23 protein-coding genes and 3 pseudogenes are annotated in these 25,122 nt (G+C 68.8%); 17 read left to right on the top strand and 9 right to left on the bottom strand.

The genetic code is table 11. The features are described from left to right. The first annotated feature begins 40 nt into the window (after nt 1-40). From AB0H93_RS08640 to AB0H93_RS08630, 3 genes are all read left to right on the top strand, one after another. Entirely contained in the window at nt 41-1,588 is a 1,548-nt protein-coding gene (locus AB0H93_RS08640; protein ID WP_358569592.1) for a PQQ-binding-like beta-propeller repeat protein, read from the top strand. A gap of 133 nt (nt 1,589-1,721) precedes the next feature. Next, the gene (locus tag AB0H93_RS08635) at nt 1,722-2,642 is read left to right on the top strand and encodes a hypothetical protein (protein WP_358569590.1); all 921 of its coding nucleotides are present in this window, start codon (nt 1,722-1,724) and stop codon (nt 2,640-2,642) included. Nucleotides 2,643-2,750: 108 nt separating this feature from the next. Beyond that, entirely contained in the window at nt 2,751-3,044 is a 294-nt protein-coding gene (locus AB0H93_RS08630) for a hypothetical protein (protein ID WP_358569587.1), read from the top strand. Nucleotides 3,045-3,100: 56 nt separating this feature from the next. Here AB0H93_RS08630 and AB0H93_RS08625 read toward each other — a convergent pair whose 3' ends face one another. Beyond that, nucleotides 3,101-3,469: a hypothetical protein gene (locus AB0H93_RS08625; RefSeq protein ID WP_358569584.1), complete on the bottom strand. Its 369-nt coding sequence runs from the start codon at nt 3,467-3,469 to the stop codon at nt 3,101-3,103. A gap of 621 nt (nt 3,470-4,090) precedes the next feature. Between AB0H93_RS08625 and AB0H93_RS08620 the strand changes: the two genes are divergently transcribed. The 3 genes from AB0H93_RS08620 (at nt 4,091) to AB0H93_RS08610 (ending at nt 5,894) form a co-directional block, all read left to right on the top strand. Then, nucleotides 4,091-4,780: a DUF1345 domain-containing protein gene (locus tag AB0H93_RS08620; RefSeq protein WP_358569581.1), complete on the top strand. Its 690-nt coding sequence runs from the start codon at nt 4,091-4,093 to the stop codon at nt 4,778-4,780. A 131-nt stretch (nt 4,781-4,911) separates the two neighbouring features. Continuing rightward, nucleotides 4,912-5,592: a hypothetical protein gene (locus tag AB0H93_RS08615; RefSeq protein ID WP_358569578.1), complete on the top strand. Its 681-nt coding sequence runs from the start codon at nt 4,912-4,914 to the stop codon at nt 5,590-5,592. Then, nucleotides 5,589-5,894: a CPBP family intramembrane glutamic endopeptidase gene (locus tag AB0H93_RS08610; RefSeq protein WP_358569575.1), complete on the top strand. Its 306-nt coding sequence runs from the start codon at nt 5,589-5,591 to the stop codon at nt 5,892-5,894. The genes AB0H93_RS08615 and AB0H93_RS08610 overlap by 4 nt, the downstream gene beginning before the upstream one ends. 354 nt (nt 5,895-6,248) lie before the next feature. Here AB0H93_RS08610 and AB0H93_RS08605 read toward each other — a convergent pair whose 3' ends face one another. Further along, a complete protein-coding gene (locus AB0H93_RS08605; protein WP_358569572.1) occupies nt 6,249-7,241 on the bottom strand; it encodes an alpha/beta hydrolase in 993 nt (330 codons plus the stop codon). A 461-nt stretch (nt 7,242-7,702) separates the two neighbouring features. Here AB0H93_RS08605 and AB0H93_RS08600 point away from each other — a divergent pair, with 461 nt between their 5' ends. Together AB0H93_RS08600 and AB0H93_RS08595 are read left to right on the top strand one after the other, a co-directional pair. After that, a complete protein-coding gene (locus tag AB0H93_RS08600; protein WP_358569569.1) occupies nt 7,703-8,620 on the top strand; it encodes an acetoacetate decarboxylase family protein in 918 nt (305 codons plus the stop codon). Between the two features lie 110 nt (nt 8,621-8,730). Continuing rightward, entirely contained in the window at nt 8,731-10,257 is a 1,527-nt protein-coding gene (locus AB0H93_RS08595) for a succinic semialdehyde dehydrogenase (RefSeq protein ID WP_358569566.1), read from the top strand. Nucleotides 10,258-10,403: 146 nt separating this feature from the next. On the opposite strand, the gene AB0H93_RS08590 is transcribed toward AB0H93_RS08595, so the two are convergent. Continuing rightward, complete coding sequence (locus tag AB0H93_RS08590) at nt 10,404-11,000, bottom strand: TetR/AcrR family transcriptional regulator (RefSeq protein WP_358569563.1); 597 nt, start codon at nt 10,998-11,000, stop codon at nt 10,404-10,406. A 95-nt stretch (nt 11,001-11,095) separates the two neighbouring features. Here AB0H93_RS08590 and AB0H93_RS08585 point away from each other — a divergent pair. The 4 genes and pseudogenes from AB0H93_RS08585 to AB0H93_RS08570 form a co-directional block, all read left to right on the top strand. Then, a pseudogene (locus AB0H93_RS08585) lies at nt 11,096-11,740 on the top strand (2,4-dienoyl-CoA reductase); the annotation flags it as partial. 169 nt (nt 11,741-11,909) lie between these two features. Next, nucleotides 11,910-12,005 (top strand): annotated as a pseudogene (locus tag AB0H93_RS08580) (DNA-binding response regulator); the annotation flags it as partial. A 942-nt stretch (nt 12,006-12,947) separates the two neighbouring features. After that, the gene (locus AB0H93_RS08575; protein ID WP_358569560.1) at nt 12,948-14,369 is read left to right on the top strand and encodes an MFS transporter; all 1,422 of its coding nucleotides are present in this window, start codon (nt 12,948-12,950) and stop codon (nt 14,367-14,369) included. Continuing rightward, nucleotides 14,356-15,054, top strand: coding sequence for an aspartate/glutamate racemase family protein (locus AB0H93_RS08570; RefSeq protein ID WP_358569557.1), 699 nt, complete (start codon nt 14,356-14,358; stop codon nt 15,052-15,054). The genes AB0H93_RS08575 and AB0H93_RS08570 overlap by 14 nt, the downstream gene beginning before the upstream one ends. Before the next feature lie 302 nt (nt 15,055-15,356). Here AB0H93_RS08570 and AB0H93_RS08565 read toward each other — a convergent pair whose 3' ends face one another. Continuing rightward, nucleotides 15,357-15,974 (bottom strand): TetR/AcrR family transcriptional regulator, encoded by a 618-nt coding sequence (locus AB0H93_RS08565; RefSeq protein ID WP_358569554.1) that lies wholly within the window; start codon nt 15,972-15,974, stop codon nt 15,357-15,359. Between the two features lie 39 nt (nt 15,975-16,013). Between AB0H93_RS08565 and AB0H93_RS08560 the strand changes: the two genes are divergently transcribed. Then, a complete protein-coding gene (locus AB0H93_RS08560; protein ID WP_358569551.1) occupies nt 16,014-17,669 on the top strand; it encodes an MFS transporter in 1,656 nt (551 codons plus the stop codon). Nucleotides 17,670-18,415: 746 nt separating this feature from the next. Here AB0H93_RS08560 and AB0H93_RS08555 read toward each other — a convergent pair. From AB0H93_RS08555 to AB0H93_RS08540, 4 genes and pseudogenes are all read right to left on the bottom strand, one after another. Continuing rightward, nucleotides 18,416-18,931, bottom strand: a complete 516-nt coding sequence (locus AB0H93_RS08555; RefSeq protein ID WP_358569548.1) for a putative immunity protein — start codon at nt 18,929-18,931, stop codon at nt 18,416-18,418. Beyond that, a complete protein-coding gene (locus tag AB0H93_RS08550) occupies nt 18,928-19,542 on the bottom strand; it encodes a putative immunity protein (RefSeq protein ID WP_358569545.1) in 615 nt (204 codons plus the stop codon). Before AB0H93_RS08550 ends, AB0H93_RS08555 begins: the two co-directional genes overlap by 4 nt. An 85-nt stretch (nt 19,543-19,627) precedes the next feature. Beyond that, the gene (locus tag AB0H93_RS08545; protein ID WP_358570580.1) at nt 19,628-20,620 is read right to left on the bottom strand and encodes a hypothetical protein; all 993 of its coding nucleotides are present in this window, start codon (nt 20,618-20,620) and stop codon (nt 19,628-19,630) included. Between the two features lie 83 nt (nt 20,621-20,703). After that, a pseudogene (locus AB0H93_RS08540) lies at nt 20,704-21,096 on the bottom strand (AAA family ATPase); the annotation flags it as partial. A 367-nt stretch (nt 21,097-21,463) separates the two neighbouring features. Here AB0H93_RS08540 and AB0H93_RS08535 point away from each other — a divergent pair. The 4 genes from AB0H93_RS08535 to AB0H93_RS08520 all read left to right on the top strand — a co-directional run bounded on the left by AB0H93_RS08535 (nt 21,464) and on the right by AB0H93_RS08520 (nt 24,599). Continuing rightward, a complete protein-coding gene (locus tag AB0H93_RS08535; RefSeq protein WP_358569543.1) occupies nt 21,464-21,721 on the top strand; it encodes a DUF485 domain-containing protein in 258 nt (85 codons plus the stop codon). Next, nucleotides 21,718-23,268: a cation acetate symporter gene (locus AB0H93_RS08530; RefSeq protein WP_358569540.1), complete on the top strand. Its 1,551-nt coding sequence runs from the start codon at nt 21,718-21,720 to the stop codon at nt 23,266-23,268. Before AB0H93_RS08535 ends, AB0H93_RS08530 begins: the two co-directional genes overlap by 4 nt. Before the next feature lie 138 nt (nt 23,269-23,406). Then, nucleotides 23,407-23,964 carry a nuclear transport factor 2 family protein gene (locus AB0H93_RS08525; protein ID WP_358569537.1) on the top strand — a complete coding sequence of 186 codons (558 nt, stop codon included), beginning with the start codon at nt 23,407-23,409 and terminating at the stop codon, nt 23,962-23,964. 17 nt (nt 23,965-23,981) lie between these two features. Then, a complete protein-coding gene (locus AB0H93_RS08520) occupies nt 23,982-24,599 on the top strand; it encodes a response regulator (RefSeq protein ID WP_358569534.1) in 618 nt (205 codons plus the stop codon). A 127-nt stretch (nt 24,600-24,726) separates the two neighbouring features. Here the strand turns inward: AB0H93_RS08520 and AB0H93_RS08515 are convergent. After that, nucleotides 24,727-25,122: transposase family protein (locus AB0H93_RS08515; RefSeq protein WP_358569531.1), on the bottom strand; the 396-nt coding region annotated here is incomplete at its 5' end.

The raw sequence follows: 25,122 nt of genomic DNA, 5'->3' as shown, positions 1-25,122 counted from the left end.
GCGCCGGGCACCCGGATGGATGGTCGTGTTGTGCGCTGCCGTGGTTATCGGCAGCACCGCGAGCGCCACGGCGAGCGAGGATTCGGGTAGCGGTCGAGGCGACTGGCCGAGCTGGCAGGGCGATCTCGCCGGGTCGCGGTTCAGCCGCGCGGAGCACCAGATCACGCCGGACACCGTCGGTGGGCTGAAGCTCAAGTGGGCGTTCGCGTATCCGAAGACCGAGGCGTGGGTGAAGAGCCAGCCCGCCGTGGTCGGCGATGATGTGTTCTTCGGCGGGCCGGACCAGCAGTTCTACGCGGTCGATGCCCGCAGCGGGAAGCTGAAGTGGCGGTTCGACCTGACCTCGGTGGCCCCGGGCCCGGTGGACGGGGTCGCGTTCAACGGGGCGACGGGACCGGCCGTCGCCGAGGGCAAGGTCTTCTTCGGCGACAGCCGGGGCTACGTGTACGCGCTGGACCAGCACACCGGGAAGCTGATCTGGGCGGTGGACACCGAAGACCACCCGCGTGGTTGGCACACCGGTTCGCCGCTGTACTACCAGGGCCGGATCTACCTCGGTGCCGCCAGCGCCGAGCACGGCGTCGGCCCGGACTACCCGTGCTGCACCTTCCGCGGGCACATCGACTCGCTCGACGCCGCGACCGGGGCGCTGATGTGGCGCTACCACACCGTTCCCGAACCGCAGGCCGTCGGAACCTGGCCCAGCGGCGCGACCCGGTACGAGCCCTCCGGGGCGGGTGTGTGGGGTTCGCCGGTGATCGACGAGGCGACCGGCACGCTGTACGTGGGCACCGGGCAGAACTACTCGGGGAACGGCGGCGATTTCGACACCCTGCTCGCATTGGACGCCCTCGACGGCGAACTGCGGTGGAAGCAGCAGGTCACCGACGCGGACAGCTGGCGGGATCTGTGCAACGTCCCCGATTCGGAGGGCTACTGCCCCGGCCTGAAGGACAACACGGCACTGGACTTCGACCTGGGTGCGGCGCCGAACCTCTTCCCGGTGCAGGGGCGGATGCTGGTGAGCGTCGGCCAGAAGAGCGGCGTCTACCACGCATTCGACGCGCAGACCGGTGAGGTGCGCTGGCGGCGGCAGTTGTCGGTCCCCTCGCCGCTCGGCGGGGCCACCGGCATTCAGTGGGGGAGCAGCTACGATGGCCAGAACCTTTACGTGGCAACCTATTTCGCCGAACCCGGCACCCTGAACGCGCTGGACCCGGCCACCGGAGAGGTCGTGTGGACAACGCCCAACCCGGCCAACGGCTGCGATTGGGGCGGCGCGGCGGCGCATCCCGACCAGTGCGTGCTGGCGCACACGCCGGCCGTCACGTCCAGCCCGGGACTCGTCTACGAAGGCAGCACCGACGGCAAGATGCGGGTGTACGCGGCAGGCACGGGCGAAGTGCTGTGGGAGTACGACACCGTCCGGGATTTCGTCGGCACCAACGGGTTGATCGGACGCGGGGGCTCGATTTCCGGCAATGGTGGCGCGGTCGTCGCCAACGGAACGCTCTACGTCCAGGCCGGGTACTACCCGATGTACCCCAGCGACCACGGCAACGTGCTACTGGCATTCGACGTGCCCTAGGGATCGTGCCGCCGATGCATGCCGAGATGCCGACCGCGAGCCGCAGCCCGGGAATCGAGGCATCGGAACTCCTCGCGGAGTAGATGGGTGAGCCTCCCACAACGTCAATTGCGGAAGTGGCACAGTCCTCACCGTGTCGTTGGGTGATCTGCCGACGTGGTTGCCGGCCTGGTGCGTGGACCAGTTGGGCGACGAGCCGGTCAGCGTTCTGTTCGAGGTGCGCTCGATCTCGGCGGTGTTCGGACTGCGGTTGGCCGGCGGGCGTGACGTCGTGGTGAAGACGCGGGAGGACGACGGCCGCGCCGCGTCGTGCGTTGCCGCGCAGGCCCGGTTGGCGGAGCGGGGATTTCCGTGCGCTCGGCCGCTCACGCCCGCGGTCGGCGTCGGTGCGCTGGCCGTTCACGCCGAGGAGTCCCTGCCCGGCGGGGAAATGCTGCGCGGCGATTCGGAGGACGTCGCCATCCGCTGCGCGGCGGTGTTCACCCGGCTGATGGCCGAGCTGGCCGACGTGACCGTCGCGCCGCCGCTGCCGAACCCGCGCTGGGTGCGTTGGGACCACACGGATTCCGGGCTGTGGCCGGCGATCGAGTTCCTCGACGAGCGAGACCAGAGCGCCGTGCCCGCGTACGTCGTCGACGCGGCCGAGCGGGCCCGCAAGCGGATGCTGGCCACCGACCTGCCGTGCGTGCTGGGCCACGCCGACTTCGAAGCGCAGAACCTCCGCTGGCGCGACGGCCACGTGTGGGCCGTGCACGACTGGGACAGCCTGGCGTGGCAGCCGGAGGCGGCACTGGCGGGCGCGGCGTCCGGGGCGTTCGCCAGCGCCTCGCCGCCGACCCTGGCCCCGATCGAGAGCTCCGCCGCGTTCCTGGCGGCTTACCAGGACCTTCGGGGGCGCCGGTTCACCGCGGAGGAGCGGGAGATCGCGTGGGCGGCCAGCCTGTGGCCGGCAGCGCACAACGCCCGCTGGGAGGCCCTGCACGGCGACCCCCCGGTGTCTTGTGACGCCGTCCGCGCCCAGTCAGCGGAACGCCTCCGCCGAGCGAACGCCTGATCACGCCGAGCTCGTGGTGCTCCGTGCAGCCTGGTCGCGGAAAGCATCGTGCCGCTCAGCCGCGGTGTGCTGTGATGTGGCTGCCAGTGGCCGATGAGGGGAGCGGGAATGCGCTGGGGCGAGTCCGACGTCAACGGCAGGCGGGCGTGCGACGAGTGCGGGCACGCGCGCAGCGAGCACAGCACGCAGGGCTGCATGGCGGACGTGCCGTACACCAGGGTCGACGGTGTGGGCCGGGTGGACTGCCGGTGCGGGCTGTACTGGACGAACGACTACACCAGCGTGGTGGAGTGGCCCTGCGGCTGCGGGCACCGCAAGCACAACGGCGAGTGCCGGTACCCGAGCTGCCGATGCGGCCACGAACAGCCGGTGTGGCAGATCGACCCCGGCCAGGGGATATGACTGCGGCATGGCGAGGAACGCCAGGTCCTTATGGGGGGCGTTCGCCGTTCGGATGATCACTTCGGACTCTTGCGGCCGTCGCGCGTTTCGACCAGGACTGCCGTGGCGTCGTCGCGAGCTTTGTTCCGCGGCACCCGAGCACCGAGCGGATCACCGTCCTCAGCGGCTCGGACTTGCTCGACCAACCCACCGGGCCCGGCCTCTCGCAGCACGCGCAGAACGCCGGCGGTCGTATCGATCGGGGTGAGGTCGAGCGCGCGCATGGCGCCGTCGCTGCACACCGCGACTCGCTCGACCTGGTCGACCGGGGCCGAGCCGGTGAGGGAGTGCGCGGCGGCGTCGGGGTCGCTCGATGCGATCCAGTAGCCGCCCTCCCGGTTCCGGGAAGCCAGCTCGACCTCCTTCATCGCCAGGATCGCCGTCATCTTCTCGTCGGTGCCGATCAGGAACCTGTCGCACTCCCGGCGTTCGTCCCAGCCGGTGCGGCTGACGCGGTCGTCGCAGGTCGCAACGACACCGTCGGCGGTGGTCCCGACGATGACCGTGATGTCCCCGAGGACGATCCATCCACGGCCTCGGACGTCCAGCGCACCAAACCGACCGCCGCGGACGGGGTTCCACGGTGTTCCAGGTCGCAGGAACCGGAGTGCGCCGCAATGACCTGCCGGATCGAATCGGCCAGCACGCCTCGCAAGTCCCTGGCGTGGTCGGCGGCGTTCGCGACCAAGGACGCGCCGAGAGTGCGGACGTACCACGGAAGTCCGTGGACGCAGCCGGTGTCGGTGCGGATGGTCGCCCCGTCGAGAACGACGACAAGACCGTCCGCGGCGGCGAACCAATCCTCGTTCGGCTTGTCGCCACTGGGCTGGGTGTGCGCGGTGATGTGCACCGATGGCCTCCCTGAAACGATCAGCTCGCAGCCCAGTCCACGGCGAACACGCGCCAACCACCAGCGCCCAGACGGATCAAACACGGCCCAGCACTGCGTGAGGGGAAGCCGAGCGCGTCGCATCGCCGGTCGCCGTCCGAGGTGGTTTGCTGGAGCCATGTCCCGGCAGAAAGCGGCACCGGGCCGGCTGCGCCGCAGGCCTGGCCGGGCCGGGACGCTGGTCATCACCTGGATCATCCAGCTCGCCATCGCGGTTACCGGAATCGTCTCGCTGTTCGACCCGACGCTGGTGGTGCTGCTGATCTGGTGCGTGATCGGCTCGCTCTACGCGGCAGCCACCGTGATCACGCTGGCGTTGCGCGCGCGGACCAACCCGAAGTCGCCCGCGCCGGACGAAAGCATGCCGAGGTGGTTCGGCGGATTCCGCGTCGTGATCGAGTTGCTCCTCACCATCGTCCCGACCGCGATCGGCGTCACCGCCGCGCTGCAGGTCATCGTGTTCGGGAAGGACGTGGCCGTCAGCTCGCTCGTCAAGCTCCTCGGCGTCTGGGCGATGCTGCTCGCATGGGTGTTCCTGCACTGGGGATACGCCCAGGTCTACGCCTCCCGGTCGGAATCGGCACGGGCCGAGCGCATCTTCGAGTTCCCGGGCACCGATCGCCCCAACCTCATCGACCACGTGTACTTCGCGTTCACCGTGGGCACCACGTTCGCGACATCCGACGTCAACGTGCTGACGACCCGCACACGATGGCTCGCGACCGTGCACTCCGTGCTGAGCTTCTTCATGAACGCCCTCATCATCGTGCTCTCCTTCAACACGATCATGAATGCCGGCCAGGGCTGACGTCGGTTCGCTCGGCTGCGGAAGGCTCCGCAAACGCCTGACATCTGTCATGGGTGGCCGGTGCGAATGGCACGGAGAGCTCGTGCGGCCGACCGCTGGTTACCGCGTTCCGATCGCGACAGGTTCGAAGCATGAACTCGACCACCCCCGTACCCAGACCACAAGGGCACCCGCAACCGGGCCCGGAGGCGTCGGACGGCTTCGCCCGAAGCGCTCGTCGCAGAGGCAGACGCAGTATTCCCGCGGGGCTCGAGTATCAACAGGTCGTTGCCGCAACGAACCCTGCGTGGTGGCGCGGCGTCATTGCGATCCTGCTGATCATCGCCGGGTTGTTCGTCCTCGCGGTTCCAGTGCAGATTCTCGGCGCGCTGCTCAACACATCGCTCGGCCTCGTAGACCCGTCGGCCCCACCGGCGTTCACGCCGATCACGCATCTCACCAATCTCGTCGGAGTCGCGCTTCTCATCCCGTGGAGCATGCTCGTGCACCGGTGGCTCCTCGGCGTACGCCCCAGATCGCTCCACTCCGTGACCTCGAACTTCCGCTTCGACGTGTTCGGTCGTCCGATGTTCTTCCTGCTGCCGGTCTACGCGATCTACATGGGCGTCATGTCCCTAGGCGGAGCCAAGACAACGACATGGGCACTGACCGGCATCGTGGCGGCCATCGTCGTCACCATCCTCTTCGCCCCGCTCCAGGCGGCGGCTGAGGAGTACGGATTCCGCGGTGTGGTGTTCCGTGCCGCTGCCGGCTGGGGCCCCGCATGCGTCTTGCAATCGGGGTGGTGGTCTCGGCGGCGCTGTTCGCCATGATCCACGCAGCAGCCGACCCGTGGCTCAACCTCTACTACTTCACGCTGGGAGCCAGCCTCGCGGTCATCACATGGCGAACGGGCGGAATCGAAACGGCGGTCGTCATCCACGCGGTGAACAACACGCTGTGGTTCCTCTTCCTGATCGCACAGCACGGCGACTTCTTCGCGGGAGCCGACCGGTCGGCGGGCTCGTCGAGCGCGATCATGCTCGTACCATCCGCCCTCGCGGTGACGGTCGCGGCGGTCGTGTGGTTCGCCACCCGACGCAACGGCCCAGCTGTCACCCCGAAGACCGTCTAGAACAACCCGGAAACTGCGCACGCACCCGCAAAACAGCGACCAAGGAACGACGAATTGAGCTGCGCCGAGCGCGCCATCCATTGAGGACATTTAGCGCTAGTCCGCTCCGGCTGCCAAGTGCCCCCGACGCCCGTCGCGGTCCGAAAGGCTTTGCTGGGGAAGGATGTTCTGCCAATGTCCCCGTGTTATCGCGGTCGACTGTGGGGTTGCTTCAGATCGGCGGTCGTCGAGGGCGCCGCAGTGCCCGCGACCCCGCCCCGAAACCCTCCGCGTGTTCCGGGGCGGGGTCGTGTCGCCGGGGTGGTCGCCGTCCGGCCATCGCGTTCGGAGCAGATGCCTATCGAGCGGGTCCGCTCATCGCTGCGATGGCTGCGTGCCTTCGGCGTTCACGGTGAGGGAGGCATGGAGGAACTGGAGGATCTCCGCCCGCGCGGCCTTCGCCTGCTGCTCCACGCCCGGCATGCTGAGGAACGCGTGCTTCGCTCCGGGGTATTCGGTCAGCCGCGTGGGTGTCCCGGCCGCGTGCAGTCGTTCGGCGTAGCGGCGGCCGTGATCGGCCACTGCGTCTTCGGTCGGCACCACCACCAGTGCCGGGGCCAGCCCGTTCAGGTTGTCGGCGTACAGCGGCGAGAGCGTGCGAGGGTCGGTTCCCGCTGGAACGGCGAGCCGCTGGAAGAATTGCAGCTGCGGAAGGGCGCGGGTCGGGCTGTAGGCGTACTGGGTGATCGAGGCGTGGTCGTACATCGTCTCGGTCACATCGACAGCGGGGTTGACCAGAACCTGCGCCCGGAGGTGCAGGCCGGCCTCTCTGGCCCGGATCGCGGCCAGGGCGCTGATCAACGCGCCGCAGCTCTCGCCGAAGACGGCGGTCCGTGCCGGGTCGATGCCCCACTGCGCGGCGTGCTGCACCACGTGCTGGAGCACGTCCCAGCCGTCGTCGACGGCTGCCGACAACGGATTTTGCGGGTCAACGAGGCGGTGCTCGACCGAGACGACGACCGCGGGCAGCTGGGCGGCGAGGTGGCTGTTCACCCAGTCGCTCTGCACCGCTGTGCCCACGAAGCCGCCTCCGTGCACGTGGAGCACTAGTGGCAGGTCGGCCCGGTCGGCGCCCGTGCCGTCGCGCCCGGGCAGCGGCCGGTACACGCGGACCGGGAGCTCGCGGCCGGGCAGCGCCACCTCCTGCCACCGGATCGCGGCGCCGGGATCCGGATCTCCGGTGATCGCCCGCGCCGTGCTGGATGCCCGAAAGCGGTTCTCCGCCTCGCGATAAACGACCAACTCCTCGACCGTCGTCGTCGGCCAGTCCGGCTCCGGCGGCCGCTCCGCGGCAGTGACCTCACGCATGCCCACTCCTCGCCCAGAGATTTTCGCAACTTCGAGTATCGAAACCTACGGTAGCGAAATTTGATCCCGACTGCACACCCGCGTCAGCGCGGTGGCCTTTCCCGTCATGCTCAGCACGGTCCACGAGCTCGGCCACGCGCGCGCCACCATCGACCGCACCGCCGCCGAGGTCGGCGTCGCCAGGCCGACGATCTGCCGCAGTCGGCGGCCCAAAGGGGGCGGACGACCTCCACATGCGTACAGGGCGCGAACTCAACCCATCCGGCCATCCGAGAAGCTTCGGATCTTGATGTGCTCGCTGGTCGGGCGCCTGCACGCCTGTTTTCGCGAGGTTCGCAAACCGTGGATGGACAACGGTTTTCGTCGGCCAGAGTGGCGCGGGAGGTGATGTTGACAGTGCTCACATCCCGAGGCTAGCCTCATGTGAGCACTGTACACATTTGGGTGAGGGAGCTGCGCCGATGTCGTCGATCCACCAGGACGCGGTCGAGGTCGATCTGGGTGGCCGCACGGTCGCGGTCCCGAAAGGCGGCCTGTACGACCGGTACCGGATGAACACCGATCTCGACGAAGTCGCCCGCGATCCGCGCGTCAGCAGCGTGGACTTCTTCCGGCGGTTGCCCAAGACCAGGGTCGATTCCCCGATCGGTGCCACGCTCACCCCGAACTTCTACTACCGCATCTCGACCGCCCGGCTCACGATGCTCGCGCGGTCCCGCGCGATCCGCGCCCGCCTGCCCGGGGAGTTGGCGCCGCTGGAGGTCGCGCCGGGTCTCGGGCTGATCTCGATCATGTTCTTCCGCTACGACGTGTGCGACATCGACTTCTACACCGAAGCCGCGGTCGGGATCGCGGTCCGGCCGGCACGGCACGGCCGGCTCGGATTCGTCGACCTCGTCGCCGCCCTCAAGAACGACCACCTCGATTCGTACGTGCTGTCCCTGCCGGTGAGCACTGATATCGCCCAGGTTCGAGGCCACGACGGCTACGGCTTCCCCAAATGGGTCACCGAGCTCGATGTCGACATCGACGACAGCCGAACCGCCGCGCGCGTGGCCAACGACGCCGGCGGGACGGACCTGTCGTTCTCGGTCGTCACCCCCGCCCAGACCGCATATCCCACCGGCGAGCGCGTTTCGACGCTCACCTCGTACACGTCGATCAACGGCGCGTGGCACTCGACCCTGAGCCAGACCAACGTGCTCTCCGCCGGAAGTGCGCGCTTCCCGCGCAACGTCGCCCTCCAGGTCGGGGATGGCCGCATGGCGGACGATCTGCGATCGCTCAAGCCGCTCAAGGCCGTTCAGCTCGACGTCACGACCGAAGGCCAACTCGCCCTGCACATGCCGGTCCCGACCTCGGTCAAGAGCCGGGACTAGGAACACGGGAGCAGAAGGGACAAGCGGCCTGCGATCGAGCACTTCAGCCGCAGCGAGGCCGATTTCCGCCCTCCGGCCCGCCGCCCGCGACAACACCGCGGAGCCCGGCCATGCCCACTGACCACGCCCCCCTTCTCGGCCTGCCCCCATCGCTGAACGCGCCCCTGATCGAGCGGCTGACCGCGCGAGTCGCGGCCGCGGCAGACGCCGTGCAGGTCACCACCAACGCCCCGTACACCGGTGCCCCGCTCGCCGACCTGCCGGTCTCGACGCCTGCGGACGTCGACGCGGCGTTCGCGCGCGCCCGCGACGCCCAGGCAGCCTGGGCCGTCACGTCCATGCGGGAGCGGAAGAAGATCCTGCTGCGTTTCCACGACCTCGTTCTCGAGCGCCAGAACGAGGTGTTGGACCTGATGCAGGCGGAAAGCGGCAAGACGCGCCGCGACGCGTTCCTCGAAGTCACCGACATCGCGATCACCGCCCGGTACTACGCGCGCAGCGCGCCGGGACTTCTCGCGCCCCAACGCCGCCGCGGTGCGATCCCGCTGCTGACCCGCACCACGGAACTGCGCCACCCCAAGGGATTCGTCGCCGTCGTCTCACCGTGGAACTACCCCCTGAGCATGGCCGCCGGCGATGCCATTCCCGCGCTCATGGCCGGGAATGCCGTCGTCCAGAAGCCCGACACCCAGACCGCGATCACCGCGCTGTGGGCGCTCGACCTGATGCACGAGGCCGGCTTGCCGACCGGTGTGTGGCAGATGGTGCTCGGCCGGGGCAGCTCCATCGGCGGCGCGCTGATGGACAACGCCGACTACATGATGTTCACCGGCTCCACCGCCAGCGGACGCCGGATCGCACGCGACGCCGGCGAACGCCTCATCGGCTCATCCCTCGAACTCGGCGGCAAGAACGCCATGCTCGTCCTCGACGATGCCGACATCGACCGCGCAGCCGATGGCGCGATCGCCGCGTGCTTCCCGTCGGCCGGCCAGCTCTGCGTCTCCATCGAGCGCATGTACGTGGCCGAAGCCGTCCACGACGAGTTCGTCGCCCGCACCGAGGAACTCCGGATAGGCGCCGCGTACGACTACAGCTGCGACGTCGGAAGCCTCACCAACCCGGCCCAACTGGACACCGTCACCGCGCACGTCGAAGACGCCGTCGCCAAGGGCGCAACCGTCCTTGCCGGTGGCAAGGCGCGACCGGACCTCGGGCCGCTGTTCTACGAACCGACCATCCTCGCCGACGTCACTCCCGACATGACGCTGTACGACAACGAGACCTTCGGTCCTGTCGTCTCGATCTTTCCCTTCCGCGACGTCGACGACGCGATCGCGCGGGCCAATGCCACCCCGTACGGCCTCAACGCCAGTGTCTGGTCCCGCAGCGGAGCCCGGGGCCGGGCCGTCGCAGCCCGCCTGCGCGCTGGAACGGTCAACGTCAACGAAGCCTTCGCCGCCGCTTGGGGAAGCATCGACGCGCCGATGGGCGGCATGGGCGACTCGGGACTTGGCCGACGCCACGGTGCCGACGGCATCCTCAAGTACACCGAGCCCCAAACGGTTGCCCACCAACGCGTTCAGGGGTTCGACCCGCCGGCTGGCGTCTCGCATCGGGCCTGGCCGCCATCCTGACCGCCGCGCTGAAGGTCCTGAAGGGAGTCGGCGCTCGCTGAGGCGCAGCGGGCAGGCGGACGCTTCGTTCGAGGTTCGCCTTCCAGGTAGCGGTTCGCCGCCTTCGGTACGTCCTTTTTGGACGGACGCGTGCCGGTACCGCCCCGCTACGTCCGCTGGGACATCGCCTGGGAAGCGGTGAACAGCGCGTGGACGGCGGCGCGGACCTGCTCGGCGACCGCCTCGGGGGTGGAGGCGTCGAGCTTGCCGTCGAGGTGCAGGAATGCCAGGCCGTGGACGAGGGCCCAGACCGCGGTCGACAGCGCATCCGCATCGACGCCGGGGAAGATGCCGTGGACGATCCCGTTGACGTATTCCGAGATGGCGGCGGTCGCGGTGACGCGTTCCTCGTTGCCCGGATCGCAGGGCTCCACGAACATCGCCCGGAACAAGGCCGGGTGCTCGAGCGCGAAACGAACGTAGGCGACGGCGACCGCGGCGAGGTCGTCAGCGGTTTCCGGCGAGGGATGCGCGGCGGCCAGGTATCCCGCGAGCTCGCGGTAGCCCTCCGCGGCGACCGCGGAGACCAGCGCGTCGCGGTCCGCGAAGTGGCGGTAGGGGGCCGTCGCCGACACGCCGGCCCGCCGCGCCGCCGCCCGCATCGACAGTCCGGTATCGCCGTTCTCTTCAAGCAGTTCCCGTGCTGCGCGCAGACAGGCTGCGCGCAGGTCGCCGTGGTGGTACTGGGCACTCGTTTGCGGCACGGATCACGCTCCCTCATGTTTACAGTGCTCACATTGCCCCGTAATGTGAGCGCTGCACACATCATAGGCGATGAAGACTTGGGAGGGGAACTCGGATGACTAGCGAGCTGTTCTCGCCGCTGCGCCTGCGCTCCGGTTCGGTGCTGGGCAACCGGATCGCGAAGGCGGCCATGGAGGAGAACATGGCCGGCGACGGCCAGCTGCCCGACCGGCAGTTGCTGGAGCTGTACCGGCGCTGGGCCGCCGGCGGCGCCGGATTGCTGATCACCGGCAACGTCATGGTCCACGCCGAGGCGCTGACCGGTCCTGCCGGCGTCGTGCTCGACGAGGCCGCGCCGCTGGAGCCGTTCATCGAGTGGGCCAAGGCCGGCAAGGCCGGCGGCGGGGCGCTGTGGATGCAGATCAACCACCCCGGCCGCCAGGTCCAGGCCGACATGCCCGGCGTCGTGTGGGGGCCGTCCGCGGTGGGCGTCGACCTCGGTCGGCACAGCAGCCGCTTCGGGCGCCCCGTCGCCATGACCCCCGAGCAGATCGAGGCCACCGTGGCCCGGTTCGCGGTCACGGCCGCGCGCGCCGAACAGGCGGGGTTCGACGGTGTGGAGGTCCATGCCGCGCACGGCTACCTGCTGTCGCAGTTCCTGTCCCCGCTGGCCAACCAGCGCACCGACGCGTGGGGCGGCTCATTGGAGAACCGGGCCCGGATGCTGCTGGACGTCGTCCGCGCCGTCCGCGCCGCCGTGTCACCGGAGGGCTACGACAACATGCGCCGCGCCCGACCGGTTGGCCTGTGCTCTGTGCCGACCGGGCCGCCGCTACCGCTACCCTTCCGCGGTGATCGATCTTCGGCGGGTCCCGTAGTGGTGGCGCCGGTGGGACGTCACGGTCCGGGATTTCCCGCTCGCGCCGCTGCTGATCACCTTCGTGTCCCGCATCCTCACCGAACTCGACCTCCGCGACCGCGTCCAAGCGGTCGTCTTCGCCTACCGCCAAGGCCTGGTGGCCTGATCCCAGCCCGTCCCGGGCCGGAGGAGCCGGAAGATCCGGTGGGACCGCAACGCGCTCCGCGTGCGACGACTTTCAGCCGGGATCTGGGAAGTCTGCGTCGGCATGCCATCCGAGCTTTGCCGCCGGGCGGTGAAAACCGGGCCGCACACCGAAATGGACCAGAAACGCGCTAGCTGCGTCCCGGCGCGGTGGGCGACAGCGGGTAGTCGTCGACGGTCATGGAGTTGTGGACGCGTGCGCTCTTGGTGGCAAGGCGGAGGAGGGTGCGGCTGGGACCCGCGGGCAGGGCGGAGACCAGGCGGTTCCGGCGCTTGCCAACGGTGCATTCTCGAAGGCAGGACGTGTCAAGGCGTCTTCGCACTGAAGGTGATTCCGCTGCGTCGGATCTGAATGAGACCGCCGCAGCGGTCCTTCAAGCGCGAGCCCGTGCTGAGGTCGGTTTGCTGGCCTAACTGTTTGGTGAGGGTTTCGCGAAAGTTGTGCCGTGCCTTCGTTTCGGTGGTGCCGGTGTGCTCCACCGCCGGGTGTGGCCGTCGCTTCCGCTGAGTGGTCATGATCTTCGCGCCCGTGAGGATCGATGTCTTTGGGGATCCACTTGCCTACTCGGCCGTAGGTGCGGATCGTGCCCTAGGTTCCGAGAGTGGCCGTGTCGGACGCGGTGGGTTCGGCGTCGGCACGGCTGCCTCCACGGCGTCGGCGTTGAGGCGGCAGTGCGCCGCTGGCGCGGAGCCCGAACTTCGGGGATCTGAAGTCGGCGTAACCGGGCGCTCTTTCCACTCCGCACTCGTACTGGTGAACGAGCGCTTGTTGGGTTACGCTTCAGCTCCATTCCGCCATTCAAGATGACTATTCCGTATCACGGAATCATTCGTTGGGTTCAATCCTGTCGCTGGCCGTCTGCGGACGGCCCTCATCATGCGACGACGCATCGGAGGTAGCGCTGTGGAAACGGCATCCGGCCGGTCTCAACGATCGCCTGACGGCAAGGTCACGTTCTCCGATCAGATCGAGAACGCTTACGACCGAATCGGCGTCACCAGTGCGCACAAGCAGATCTTGGTCATGGTCCTCCTCGGCATCTGGTTCGACGCCCTGGAGCAGAACGCGGTCGGCCTCACCGGTCCCGTGTTGAAGGAGTCCTGGGGACTCGGCGGGGCCGAGATCGGCTTCCTCAACACGATGACCTTCACCGCGACCGCCCTGGGGCGGCTGGTCACGGGCGTGATCATCGACCGGTTGGGCCGGCGCACCATGCTGATGGTCAACCTGATCATCTTCGCCTGCGGTTCGTTGCTGTGCGCCCTGGCGCCGAACTACGCGGTGCTGGCGGCGGGCCGCTTCATCGTCGGTTTCGGGCTCGGCGGTGAGATCTCGGTGGCGGTCATCATGATGGCGGAGTTCTTCGCCGCCCGGCACCGCGGCACCGCGGTCGGACTGATCAACGTGACCGCGGCCGGTCTCGGGAACATGCTGGCGCCGCTCTTCGGCATCCTGGTGTTCGCGGTCTTCGATGGTCCGGACAAGTGGCGCTGGGTCTTCGGTCTGCTGTTCCTGCCGGCCATCCTGATCATGTTCTTCCGTCGCTACGTGCCGGAGACTCCCCGGTTCCTGGCCGCCAGCGGGCGGATCGACGAAGCCAACATCGTGATCAACCGGCTGGCCCGGGGCCGGCTGAGCGGGCCGATCGAGAACCCGGAGCAGTTCCTGACCCGAACCGGCGCGCAGGAGCCGGGGCAGCAGCCTCGCTCGGACTGGCGCGCCGTGCTGCAGGGCCGGCTGCTGCGCCGAACGTTGCTGCTCATCGTGGCCGTGTGCATGTCCTACGCCGCACAGATCTCGATGCTGACCCTGATGCCCACGATCCTGGTGGCCACCGGCTACAACCTCACCTCCAGCCTGGGCTTCACCCTGCTGATGCAGTCCGGTTCGCTGGCCGGCGCGATCGTCGCGGCACTCGCCGCCAGCCGGCTGCCCCGCAAGAAGGTGCTCACCGGCGGTGCCGTCCTCGGCTGCCTGGCCGGTCTGTCGATCGCCCTGTTCTCCAGCAACATCGTGCTGGTGCTCGTTTTCGGGTTCCTGTTCAACTTCGCGTTGATCATCCTGAACACCACGATCTGGTTGTTCGCCCCGGAGCTCTACCCGACCCGGGTCCGGGGCATCGGAACCTCGATCATCCTGGCGATGGGATCGTTGTCCGGCGGCCTGTTCCCCCTGGTGTCCGGCTTCGTCTTCGACGCCAGCGGCCTGACCGGCATGTTCGCGATGCTGGCCGCGCTGTTCGTGATTCTCGGCATCGCGGTCCAGTTCCCGCCGGAGACCTTCGGCAAGCCGATGGAGGAGGACGAGCAGATTGTCCACGCCTGAGACCGGACGGATACTCCTGGTCAATCCGAACACCAACCGGGCCACCACCGAGATGATGCGCGCGCTCGCCGCGAGATCGCTGCGCGGCAGCGGGCTTGACGTGGACGGGATCACGGCGGCAGCCGGCCCGTCGATGATCGTCGACCCGGTGGCGTTGAAGGAGTCCGAGAGCCATGTTCATGATGCCGTGCTGCGGGCGCTGGATGCCGCCGAGGAGGGAGGGCGCCGGTATCTCGCCGTGATCGTCGCCGCGATCGGGGACCCGGGCCGCGGTCGGCTCGACGAGGAGCTCGACCTGCCGGTCGTCGGTATCGGCCAGGCCGCCATCCGCGCCGCGGGCCAAGCGGGACGCCGGTTCGGCATGGCCACCAGCACACCCCTGCTGGTGGACTCCCTCGCCGCTCAGGTCGCCGAACACGGGATGTCCGAGGGGTTCACCGGGGTCCGGTTGACCGAGTCGGAGCCACTGGTGCTGGCGGCCGACCCCGAGCGGCAGTTCGCCGAACTGGCCGCGGCGGTCGACCAGTGCACGGCGGCGGACGGCGCCGACGCGGTGATCATCGCCGGTGGGCCGCTCAGCGAGACGGCCCGCCGGATCGCCGACTCCCGCACCTGCGAGATCGTGGAACCCATCCCGAGCGCGGCCAGGCAGGTGTTGCAGGAGCTGGGACTGTCCGGGGTCTGAACGGGCCCGGCCAACCGCGGTTGAGCGGAGGCGGTCGTCTCCCGCCGTCCTTCGGTGGGAGACGACCGCCTCCTCGCTCGCCGGTTCGGGGCCGAGTCATCAAGCGTCCCGCCGCACCTGGTTCGAGCGCGGAGTCCAGTGTGGCGCACCCGTCCTACGGCTAGTCCTAGATGGACAGTCCTGTTCGGACTCTGTCGTCGGACGGGGGCGTGGCCAGGCGGGGTGAGGTTGATCGGACCCCGGCTCTACCGGTCTGGGCCACCGTCTTGGGCGGCCGCGGCAACCGATCGAGGAGCAGGCGATTATTCGCCGCCCTGCGACGCGCCGGCACCAGTGGCGTGGTGCGCCAGGCCATCGAGCAGCCCGTTGAGTCCGCGGGAGAAGCTGGTGTCCCAGTCGGTGTTCGCGGTGGCGAGGTGCGCTGCGAGCGTGGGGTAGGTGTCGCGGTTGGCGATGATGTGGCTCGCGGCGTTGTCGCGGGCCGCGTCGCCCTGGGTGTGCCAGGAGAGTTGCATGATGGTGGAGCCGATCACGTAGTTCGAGAGGGCGTAAGCCGCGTCGGTCAGGTATGGGGAGTTGAAGCCGCCCCGTGCCAGGACCGCGTGGAGGCATTCGTTTCGCGCGAGCATGCTGGGGCCGAGCAGGGGCCGTCCCAGCAGCTGCGCTGACCACGGGTGGCGCAGCAATGCCGCACGCCACGCCGTCATGAGGTCGGAGACCGCTGTCTTCCAGTCGGTGTCCTCTCCGGTGGGCATGGGCGCCTCGGCGTAGACCGCGTCGAGGGCGAGATCGAGCACGTCGTCCTTGGTCGCGACATGTCCGTACAGCGTCGTCGATCCCGTGTCGAGGCGTTCGGCCAGCCGCCGCATGGTGAGTCGATCGGCGCCTTCCTCGTCCAGCAGCGCCACTGCGGCTTCCACGATGCGGTCCCTGCTCAGTCGCTCCTTTCGCGGAGTCTCGTGGCGCAACCACACCTGGCCGGCCGTGGCCGCACCTCGCTGGCTCGTCGACGACTGCGTTCTCGCCGGCCGCTTGCCGGCGCCTTTCCCGCTCATGTCGCCCAGTGTAGTACGTTGATCCCATACCCGACCAATGGTCGGGTTTGCGACCAACGATCGTATCTGCTGCTGGGAGGCACGATGGATCAACGCGAACCGAGCCGTGCGACGACGCCGGAGAGGGACGTTTCCGCGCAGGCGCGGCGCTGGTGGGCATTGGGGGTCATCGGGCTGGTTCAGCTCATGGTGGTGCTCGACGCCACGATCGTGAACATCGCGCTTCCCTCTGCGCAGAGCGGTCTGGGGCTGTCCGATGGAGACCGGCACTGGGTGATCACCGGGTACGTGCTGGCTTTCGGCGGGCTTCTCCTGCTGGGCGGGCGCATCGGGGACCGACTGGGCACGCGGCGGGTTCTGCTCGCCGGGCTCTTCGGATTCGCCGTGGCGTCCATCATCGGAGGCGCAGCGATCAACGGACCGATGCTGTTCGCGGCTCGGGCGTTCCAGGGGCTGTTCGCCGCGCTGATCGCGCCGGCTGCGTTGTCCTTGCTGAGCACCATGTTCAGCGATCCCAAAGAACGTGGAATCGCCTTCGGCGTCTATGGCGCGCTGTCCAGCGGAGGCGCTGCGGTAGGACTGCTCGCCGGAGGCCTGCTCACCGAATACCTCGACTGGCGGTGGTGCCTGTACGTCAACGTGCCGATCGCGGTGGTCGCCCTCGTCGGAGCCGTTGTCACGATTCCGGCGGTTCGCCCCGCTCCGGCGGGACGACTTGATCTTCCCGGCGCCCTGCTGAGTTGTGCCGGATTCGCTGCGATCGTCCTCGGATTCGCGCAAGCCGAGTCCCGCGGCTGGAGTGATCCGATCGTCCTGGGCCTTCTCGCCGGGGGAGCGTTGTTGCTCGCGGCGCTCGTCCGGGTCGAGGCCACGGTGAGCAGCCCGCTGCTGCCGCTGCGGGTCATCGCGCACCGCGGACGTGGCGCATCCCTTGCTGCGGTTGCGCTTTCCCAGGTGTCGCTGTTCGGGTTCTTCTTGTTCATCACCTATTACATGCAGGTGGTCCTCGATTGGTCGCCGGTGCGGGCCGGGGTGGCGTTCCTGCCGCTCACGGCGGCAATAGCGATCGGAGCCAGCGTCATCGCGGTGCGGGCGATGCCTCGAACGGGGCCCCGTCCACTGATCGTCGGTGGCCTGCTGCTCGCGGCCGGTGGCATGGCGGCGTTGACGCAGCTCGACGGCGGGGTGAACGCCGTCTACCTGACCTTCCTCCTGCCCGCGCAGCTCGCGATCGGGTTGGGGCTAGGCCTGGTGATGATGCCCGCGATGAACACGGCCACTGCGGGCGTGGATCCGCAGGATGCGGGTGTGGCCTCGGCAACGGTCAACGCCGCTCAGCAGATCGGTGGTGCGATGGGCACCGCGCTGCTCAACACCGTTGCTGCCATCGTCACCGCCGGCTACCTCCACGACCACGGACCCGCCGACCACATGGCCGCGACCGTCGAGGGATACACGACCGCCATCGCGGTGGGGGCGGCGATCCTCGCCGCGACAGCGATCCTCACGGCAGTGACCATGCCGGGTCCTCTTCGGACCGCTGCGCCGCAACCGAGGTGAAACCGCGCCGTCGGGAGCCGCGCTGGCGGACGTGGCTCGCGGCGCGAGGCGCCGATACCTCGTCCGAGTTGCCGGAGAGCCCGAAAAGCGTTCGTGCCACGGTGAAATCGACTGTCTGCGCGTTCACAGTGTTGTCACGACCTGCGTAAAGGGAGTCCCGCGTGGGCCTGGCGAGGAGTCGGGGCCTTGCCGGGATCGGGGAAGGTGGGGTGGCTGTCGGGTGTCGCCCGCACCGCGAAGTTCACCCGCGGCGAGCCGCCCGCGCACCTGTGGTGCGAGGGCGGCTCGTTGCGTTGTCCCACCGCCCCTACGCCCTCGACGGAGCGCAAGCGGAACAACCGCAGGACTCACCATGTCGAGCCCTGTTGACGTCCTGGACGGGGGAGGAGTCCAGGACGTACCGCGAGGATGGAACGTCACTGAGATCCTCGCTTGGGGGAAGCTAGACCTGTCGGGGGTAAATTGCACATTTGCGTTACCCACGACGGTGGTGGTATTGGGGGCGGGTTTCGGGCTTCTGCCAAGTCCGTCAGCACGCAGAATCCATCCTCGCCCACCTTGACCGGGCGGTGCTCGCCGTGAACTGCTACGTCTGCTCGACGCTGAAGGTGTCGGCGAAGGAACTCGGCACCACGCTCACCGGTCGAGGCCTTCTGGCCGGTTTGCATGGTCGCAACTGCCGAGATGCCGGCATCAAGGCGGGAACTTCGACCGGGCCGGCAATCGGGGCCGTGCGAGGTTGTGCTTCAACAGTCGAACACCGACCAGCAGATGTCGTTGCGCAGTCGCTGGTCATCGAGTACGAGCTCGCGGATCGCCTCCGGGAGCTGATCGCGCTGCCACTGGCATTCGAGTCGTCTTGCGGCGTCGCTCAGGCCTTCCGGTGCCGCTGCACGTGCCGCTTTGATCGCGTAGGCGGCTGCGCCGAGTTCGTGTGCGGCGACGTGTGCGACGACCCCGGCCTGGCCGGCGGCGTACGCGGCATGGCGTGCTGCCCCGCGCAGGTCTCTGGCTGCCCCCATCGCATGGCCGCCCGCCGCGCGGGCCTGCATCATCTTGACCTCGCCACGCACCCAGGCCCGGGCATGCTCGATCGCCTGGCGCGGTCGCGGGTCCCCAGGCCGGGCCGACTCGAAGAGGTCGAGGACGTGCTCTGCACACGAGGCAGCCCACAGGGCGAGGAGATGGTGATCCGCATCGGTGAGAGTCCCGCCACGGCGGATCGTCACGAAGCGAGGGTCCCGGACCTTCGGGAGGATCATGCCTCGCGCTCCTTCCCGCGCGCATCGGCGCGACTCCCCGCGGTGTGCCCTGGCGACCGGTCAGCCGCCTGGCGCAGGGAACGATCCAGAGTGCTCATCAGCCGGGCGACACGATTTCTGCCGATCGCCGCGGGCGGGTAGCGGCGGAGCACGTCGATGAGCACCGGTGTCGCACGCTGCCGCGACCGTTCCAGCAGGGCATCCCCGATCGCGGGGTCACCGCCCGCCTCCAGCTCCCCGATGCGCGCAGCGCTCGCGGAGGCGCGCAGGATGTGGCCGATCTGACTGGCTTGGGCGATGGGGTGCAGGTATGCGGCCGATGCGGCGTCTCCGGCGGATCGCGCGGCCAGTCGCGCGGCTTCGGACGGTGCGGACCGGGCGGCTCGATGGGCGTCGAGGGAAGTGACGCGCTGCAATTTCGTCCTGTTCGCACCGTTGATGAACGCCCAGGCAGCGTCGATCGCTGCGCGGGGGCGCGGGTCGTCGGGAACGGCTTGCTCAAAGACCGGCAGGACGTCCTCTGCGTGCCGAACCACGTAACGCGCCACGAGGCGCAGCTCGTCCATCGTCAGGTCGAAGTCTCCGGACACGGTGTGCGTGCTCTGTGCCATGTCCCTGAATCATATCCTTGAAAGCTCGGTTGAAACTCTGCGACGAATCCTCCGCGAAAGTGCGCCCGAAACCCTCAACCAGAGATCACCTGCGGCTGGTGGCCCCGGCTCGTCGCTGATGGGTGCCCCGGTGCGGCTCGTACAGCATCCACCTGTGGGGCGTGGCTGGTCGGCGACGTTGGTGGACGGGAAAGTGCCTGGTTGCGTCCGCCTCCGTCAGACGACCGAGCGCGTCGTACTGGCGCCCGACCGAAGACTCGAAGCGACTGAGCGCGCACAGGGCCAGCGGCAGCACGCCGATCGCACCCTGTTCTCGGCAGTGCTGAACCAGCCTGTCCGCCAGTTCGAGGCCGCCGACGTCGTCGCCGAGCGCCCAGTACCAGGACGGAACCAGGGCCGTCTCCCGCAACTTCAGCGCGCCGACTTCCCTTTCGGTGATGTCGATCAGCTCGCGGAGCGCGCGCACGCCATCGGCGATCTCGTCGCTCGCCTCGCTGCCGAACCCGGTAGCCATCCGTGCCAGCGCAAGCGCCCGCCGGCCTTCAGGACGCTGGGCCGTGCGCTCCGCCGTTTCGTGAACGAACGCCAGATCACCCGCGACAATCGCGGAATCCACCGCGCGGAAGAGCAGGTAGCCGGCCGTGCCCGGGTTTCCGTCAGCGGCTAGCCCGGCATCGGTCAGGATCCGATGAGCCGACCTCGGGCGGTGCTGTTCGTCGGCGACCGTGGCTCGAACGGACGCGACTCGCGCGAGCGCCACAGGGTCGGTGATGAAATCGGCGGCGCGTGCGGCTTGGTCGCCTGCGTCATCGAGCCGGCCCGCATCCGCAGCCGCGAGCAGCCGGCGGCCACGGTGCTCCGGGTCCGGACTGAGCGTGGCGGCACGTTCGCAGGCGGCGGCCATCGCCGCGAAACCGCCTCGCGCCCGGACGCGTTCGGCGCTGTCCGCCAGCATCGCGGCAACGTGTTCGTCCGGCCCGGCGCTGATCGTGGCCAGGTGCCATGCGCGCCGATCGGCGTCGGCCGCGCTGTCGAAGGTCTCGGCAAGCGCCCGGTGTGCCTCCACTCGCAGGGCCAACGGAGCGCAACGCCTTCGGCATGCAGCCGGCGGGCGACGAACAGCAGTACCTCGGCGGAAGCGTGGTCCAGCCAATGCGCGACATCGACCAGGCACAGCACGGGGCCTTGTTCCGCCAGGTCCGCGAGAAGCGTCAGCACCGCGAGTCCCACGAGGAACCGGTCGCCCCCGAAACCGGTCGCCATTCCGAGCGCCGCGCGCAGCGCGCTTGCCTGCTGCGCGGGCAGCCTGTCGATGCCGTCGAGGTGCTCGCGCAGCAGGAGGCGCAAACCGGCGAAGGGCAACTCGCTTTCCGATTCGATCCCGTACCCGCGAAGAACCCGCAGATCGGCCGCGATGGTGCGGGCGTGCTCCAGCAGGGCCGACTTCCCGATACCCGCCTCGCCGCGCAGGATCAGAGCTCCGCTGTGCCCGAGTCGGGCGTCGGCCACGAGTTGCTCGATCGCAGCGGACTCGCCAGTCCTTCCACGGAGCATGCCCAGAACCTACTGCCCAATGCGACGGCGACGGGGAGAGGACGGCCACGCTCTTGACCCCGGGCGGCGGCGCAACAAGCCGAAGTCAGGGCGCGGGAGCTGGTGCTGCGCGGGCCGGCGGAGGAGTAGGGGATTTCTTCAGGGGCCGGTGTGATTCCTTCACCTGCCAGGGGGCAAACGCGCATTGTTCGCCTTCGACCAGGTCCGTAGCGTTCCGATATCGAGCTGGCTGTGTGCGCGGTCACCCGCGCATCCGCAGCGGATCCGCTAAGGAGCTGCGCGACCGCGGTTGACCAGAAGGAGAGCGGCCATGCCGTTGGAGCACTCGCATCCCCCCGCGCCAAGTGCGCCCGTCCCAGAACCGTCCATGGTGGACACCCTCGCCCGGCGCCGGATGCGCCTGGTGGCCGTGTTGTCCGTGTTGATCTGCGTAGTGTTCTTCCCGCTGCCGGTGCTCGGTCAGTTCACCGGCGCGCTCGACGGCTTGACCGGCGGGGGACTGACCTGGGCCTGGATCTACGCCTTCGCGCAGTTCCCCGCCGCACTCGCCGTCGCCGCGTGGTACGCCGCGCGGGCACGGCGGCTCGACCAGGCCGTGGAGCTCGTCCGGGAGGGCCGGTCGTGAACATCTACACCGCCACGATCTTCACAGCCCTGGTCGTGCTCACCCTGGTCATCACCTACGTCGCGGCGCGGCGCAGCAAGTCGGCCGCCGACCACTTCGTCGCCGGCGGCCAGCTCACCGGCAGGCAGAACGGTGTTGCCATCGCGGGCGACTACATCTCGGCGGCGTCGTTCCTCGGGGTCACCGGGGCGATCGCGCTCACCGGGTTCAACGGCTTCTACCTCGCGGTGTTCGTCCCGGTCGCTTACGTGCTCGCACTGCTCCTGGTCGCCGAACCGCTGCGCAACCTGGGACGTTTCACCTTGGCCGACGTGTTGGCCGCTCGCTTCGGCGGCAGGGACGTCCGGGCCGTCATGGCCACCAGCACGGTGGTGGTGAGCACCCTCTACCTCGTGTCGCAGTTCGTCGGAGCCGCCCTGCTCGTGCGGTTGCTGTTCGGCCTGGACTACACCGTCGCCGTGCTCGTCATCGGTGGCCTCACCACCGTGTACACGATGCTCGGCGGCATGCTCGCCACCAGCTGGATCCAGATCGTGAAGACCACCCTCATGATGGGCTGCGCCGTCGCGCTGTTCGTGCTCGTCCTGGTCCGCTACGGCGGCAACCCGCTGGGGGTCTTCCAGGACGCGCTGGACACCTTCGGCACTGCGGCGGTCGCGCCGAACCGCAGTTCCGCCCTCGCCGGTTTCGACCAGCTGTCCCAGGTGTTCGGCCTGGTGTTCGGGGTGCTCGGGCTGCCGCACGTGATGATCCGGTTCCTCACCGTGCCGGATGCTCGCGCCGCACGGTCGTCGGCGATCACGGCGATCTGGGTGTTCACCGTCTTCTACCTGATGATCCCGGTGATCGGCTACGGCGCCGCCAAGCTCGTCGGGCGGGACGAGATCACGGCGCAGAGCCCCGCGGGCAACCTGGCGGTGGCGCAGCTGGCCGAAACGTTGGGCGGTGGCCTCCTGCTGGCACTGGTCGCCGCTGTCTCCTTCGTGACCATCCTCGCCGTGCTGTCCGGGCTGGTGATCGCCACGTCCGGGGCGATCGCGCACGACCTCTACACCCAGGTGATCAAGCGGGGTGCGGTGAGCCCGCGCGGCCAGCTGACATCGGCGCGCATCGCGACGCTCGCGACCTCCGCGACCGGTGTGGTCCTCGCTCTGGCGGCGGAGAAGCAGAACGTGGCGTTCCTCGCGTCGCTGGCGTTCGCCGTCGCCGCCAGCGCGAACCTGCCGGCGTTGCTGCTGACCATCTACTGGCGACGGATGACCGCCCGCGCGGTGCTGTCCGGCATGGTCGTCGGGCTCGTGGCGTCGGTCGCGATCATCTTGCTCAGCCCGGCCGTGCACGGGCCATCTGCGCCCCTCGGGTTCAGCAACCCCGCGCTGGTGACCGTTCCGCTGAGCCTGCTCGTCTCGGTCGTCGTGGCCCTGGCCGCGCCTGCCCGGGGTGAAACGGCGGCCCGCGACCGGGCCACGTTCGGCGCGTTGCGCACGAAGGCCCTGACCGGCCGCAGCACTGCGGACCTTCCTGCGGCCACCGGGCAACCGACCTGAGACGTGCACGGCCGAAGGGATAGCGGGGCCACGCAGCTGCTGCGGCGAGGGCCGGAGTCCAGCGGCCGGCAACTCGGCTACGAGGGCGTTCTCGCCAATACCGTCATCACTATGTGAACCGCAGGGAGTGGGGAGTTCATGACCAGCGATGCCACTGTCGCCGCCTTGACGCGGCGGATCGAGGAACTGGAGGCCGAGTCGGAGATTCGCCGCCTCCAGGCCCGCTACATGTTCCTGTGCGACACGCCGAACCCGGAGTTCGGCGTGCGCGACGACGCGCACCGCATCGATCTGATCATGGAGCTCTACAGCGAGGACGCGGTCTGGGAAGGCGTGGGCGAGTACTACGACGGCCAGTTCGGGCGGGCCGAGGGCGCCGCGGCGATTCGCGAGCACTTCGAGCGGTTCTGGAGCGAGGAGCAGGCCCCCGCGTTGGTGCTGAACGCCCACTACCTGACTTCGGAGCAGATCCACGTCGACGGGCACGAGGCGACCGGCCAGTGGATCCACGTGCAGCCGTGGCTGTTCTCCGACGGGAAGGCCCTGCTGCGGTCGAGCCGCCTGAACAACTCCTTCCGAAAGGTCTCGGGAACCTGGAAGATCACCCGTACGCGCACCGAGAACGTGTTCGTCGCGCCGCTGGCACCCGGCTGGGCGAGCGACTACCCGTCGACATCGGTGCTGATGAAACCGTAAGGGAGGCGGTGGCGGTCATGACAGCCTCGGACCCCGTGGTCCACATCGTCGACGATGACGAGGACCTGCGGCAGTCGCTGATCTTCCTGCTCGAAAGCGTGGGAATCCAGGCGCTGAGCTACCCGGACGCGAGCTCGTTCCTGGCCGAGTTCGACCCGGACGAGTCGGCGGTGGTCATCGTCGACATCCGGATGCCCGGGGTCAGCGGCTTCGAGCTGCAGGAGCGACTGCTGCAGCTGGGCTATCCGGCGCCCGTCATCTTCTGCTCGGCGCACGGCGACATCCCGATGTCGGTGCGGGCGATGTCGCAGGGCGCGGTCGACTTCCTGGAGAAGCCCTACGAGCCGCAGAAGATGCTGGAGATCGTGCAGAAACAGCTGCTGGAGGCGAAACGGCGGTTCGCCGATCACACCTGCCGTCGTGACGTCCTCCGACGGCTGGACGTGCTGACGCAACGCGAACGAGAGGTGCTTCGGCTGGTCATCGACGGGTTGCCCAGCCAGCTCATCGCCCGCCGGCTGGGCACCAGCGTCAAGACCGTGGACGTCCACCGCGCCCGGATCAAGGCCAAGACCGAAGCGGACACGCTCGGCGCCCTGGTGCGGGACATCCTGCTGCACCAGATCACCGTCTGAAGCCTGTTTCCAGGCGCGTTTCGCGTGGCGGTGCGGGTGGCGGCCCTGCGGAAGTCACGGCCGCCGCCTGGACTCCGTCCTCCGCAATTTCCATTGAAATCGAACCTTCGATTTCAATGAGGTGATCTCAGTGGATTCGGTTGTGTTCGTGGTGGGTGAGGGTGAGTGCGGCGCGGGCGATCGCGGTGATTTTGCGTGGGCTGGCGGTGATGCGTTTGAGTGTGCGCCAGCGTTCGGTGAGGAGCGCAAAGCCGCGTTCTCCTTGGGCGCGTAGGCCTCTGAGCAGGGCGTTGTAGGTGCGGTTGTCGGCCTCGAGTGGGTGGCCTGTGAAGGATTTGTGGTGTTTGATCGGTGTGTGGACACCGATGCCGGCGCCCTGGAAACCGCCGTCGGCCAGCGTCGGTAGATCGAGCCGGGAAGCCGCCCAATAGAGGGCGCCGAGAACGTGGTTTTCGGCGGTGGTGAGGTCGTGGACGCTGCCGGGCTCGACCGGTGAGGACCAGAGCGGGAATCCGGTCGGGTC

This window comes from Saccharopolyspora sp. NPDC050642 (assembly GCF_040654735.1).
Taxonomy (GTDB): Bacteria; Actinomycetota; Actinomycetes; order Mycobacteriales; family Pseudonocardiaceae; genus Saccharopolyspora; species Saccharopolyspora elongata.
The sequence above is the reverse complement of the archived record's forward strand: the minus strand, read 5'-3'. Positions and strand labels throughout refer to the sequence as shown.

Bases quoted from the DNA above. Each gene is read 5' to 3' on its own strand.
- AB0H93_RS08630 (WP_358569587.1), top strand. From the start codon at position 2,751: ATGCGCTGGGGCGAGTCCGACGTCAACGGCAGGCGGGCGTGCGACGAG.
- AB0H93_RS08625 (WP_358569584.1), bottom strand. From the start codon at position 3,469: ATGACGGCGATCCTGGCGATGAAGGAGGTCGAGCTGGCTTCCCGGAAC.
- AB0H93_RS08620 (WP_358569581.1), top strand. From the start codon at position 4,091: ATGTCCCGGCAGAAAGCGGCACCGGGCCGGCTGCGCCGCAGGCCTGGC.
- AB0H93_RS08615 (WP_358569578.1), top strand. From the start codon at position 4,912: ATGAACTCGACCACCCCCGTACCCAGACCACAAGGGCACCCGCAACCG.
- AB0H93_RS08610 (WP_358569575.1), top strand. From the start codon at position 5,589: ATGATCCACGCAGCAGCCGACCCGTGGCTCAACCTCTACTACTTCACG.
- AB0H93_RS08605 (WP_358569572.1), bottom strand. From the start codon at position 7,241: ATGCGTGAGGTCACTGCCGCGGAGCGGCCGCCGGAGCCGGACTGGCCG.
- AB0H93_RS08600 (WP_358569569.1), top strand. From the start codon at position 7,703: ATGTCGTCGATCCACCAGGACGCGGTCGAGGTCGATCTGGGTGGCCGC.
- AB0H93_RS08595 (WP_358569566.1), top strand. From the start codon at position 8,731: ATGCCCACTGACCACGCCCCCCTTCTCGGCCTGCCCCCATCGCTGAAC.
- AB0H93_RS08555 (WP_358569548.1), bottom strand. From the start codon at position 18,931: ATGATCCTCCCGAAGGTCCGGGACCCTCGCTTCGTGACGATCCGCCGT.
- AB0H93_RS08550 (WP_358569545.1), bottom strand. From the start codon at position 19,542: ATGGCACAGAGCACGCACACCGTGTCCGGAGACTTCGACCTGACGATG.
- AB0H93_RS08535 (WP_358569543.1), top strand. From the start codon at position 21,464: ATGGTGGACACCCTCGCCCGGCGCCGGATGCGCCTGGTGGCCGTGTTG.
- AB0H93_RS08525 (WP_358569537.1), top strand. From the start codon at position 23,407: ATGACCAGCGATGCCACTGTCGCCGCCTTGACGCGGCGGATCGAGGAA.
- AB0H93_RS08520 (WP_358569534.1), top strand. From the start codon at position 23,982: ATGACAGCCTCGGACCCCGTGGTCCACATCGTCGACGATGACGAGGAC.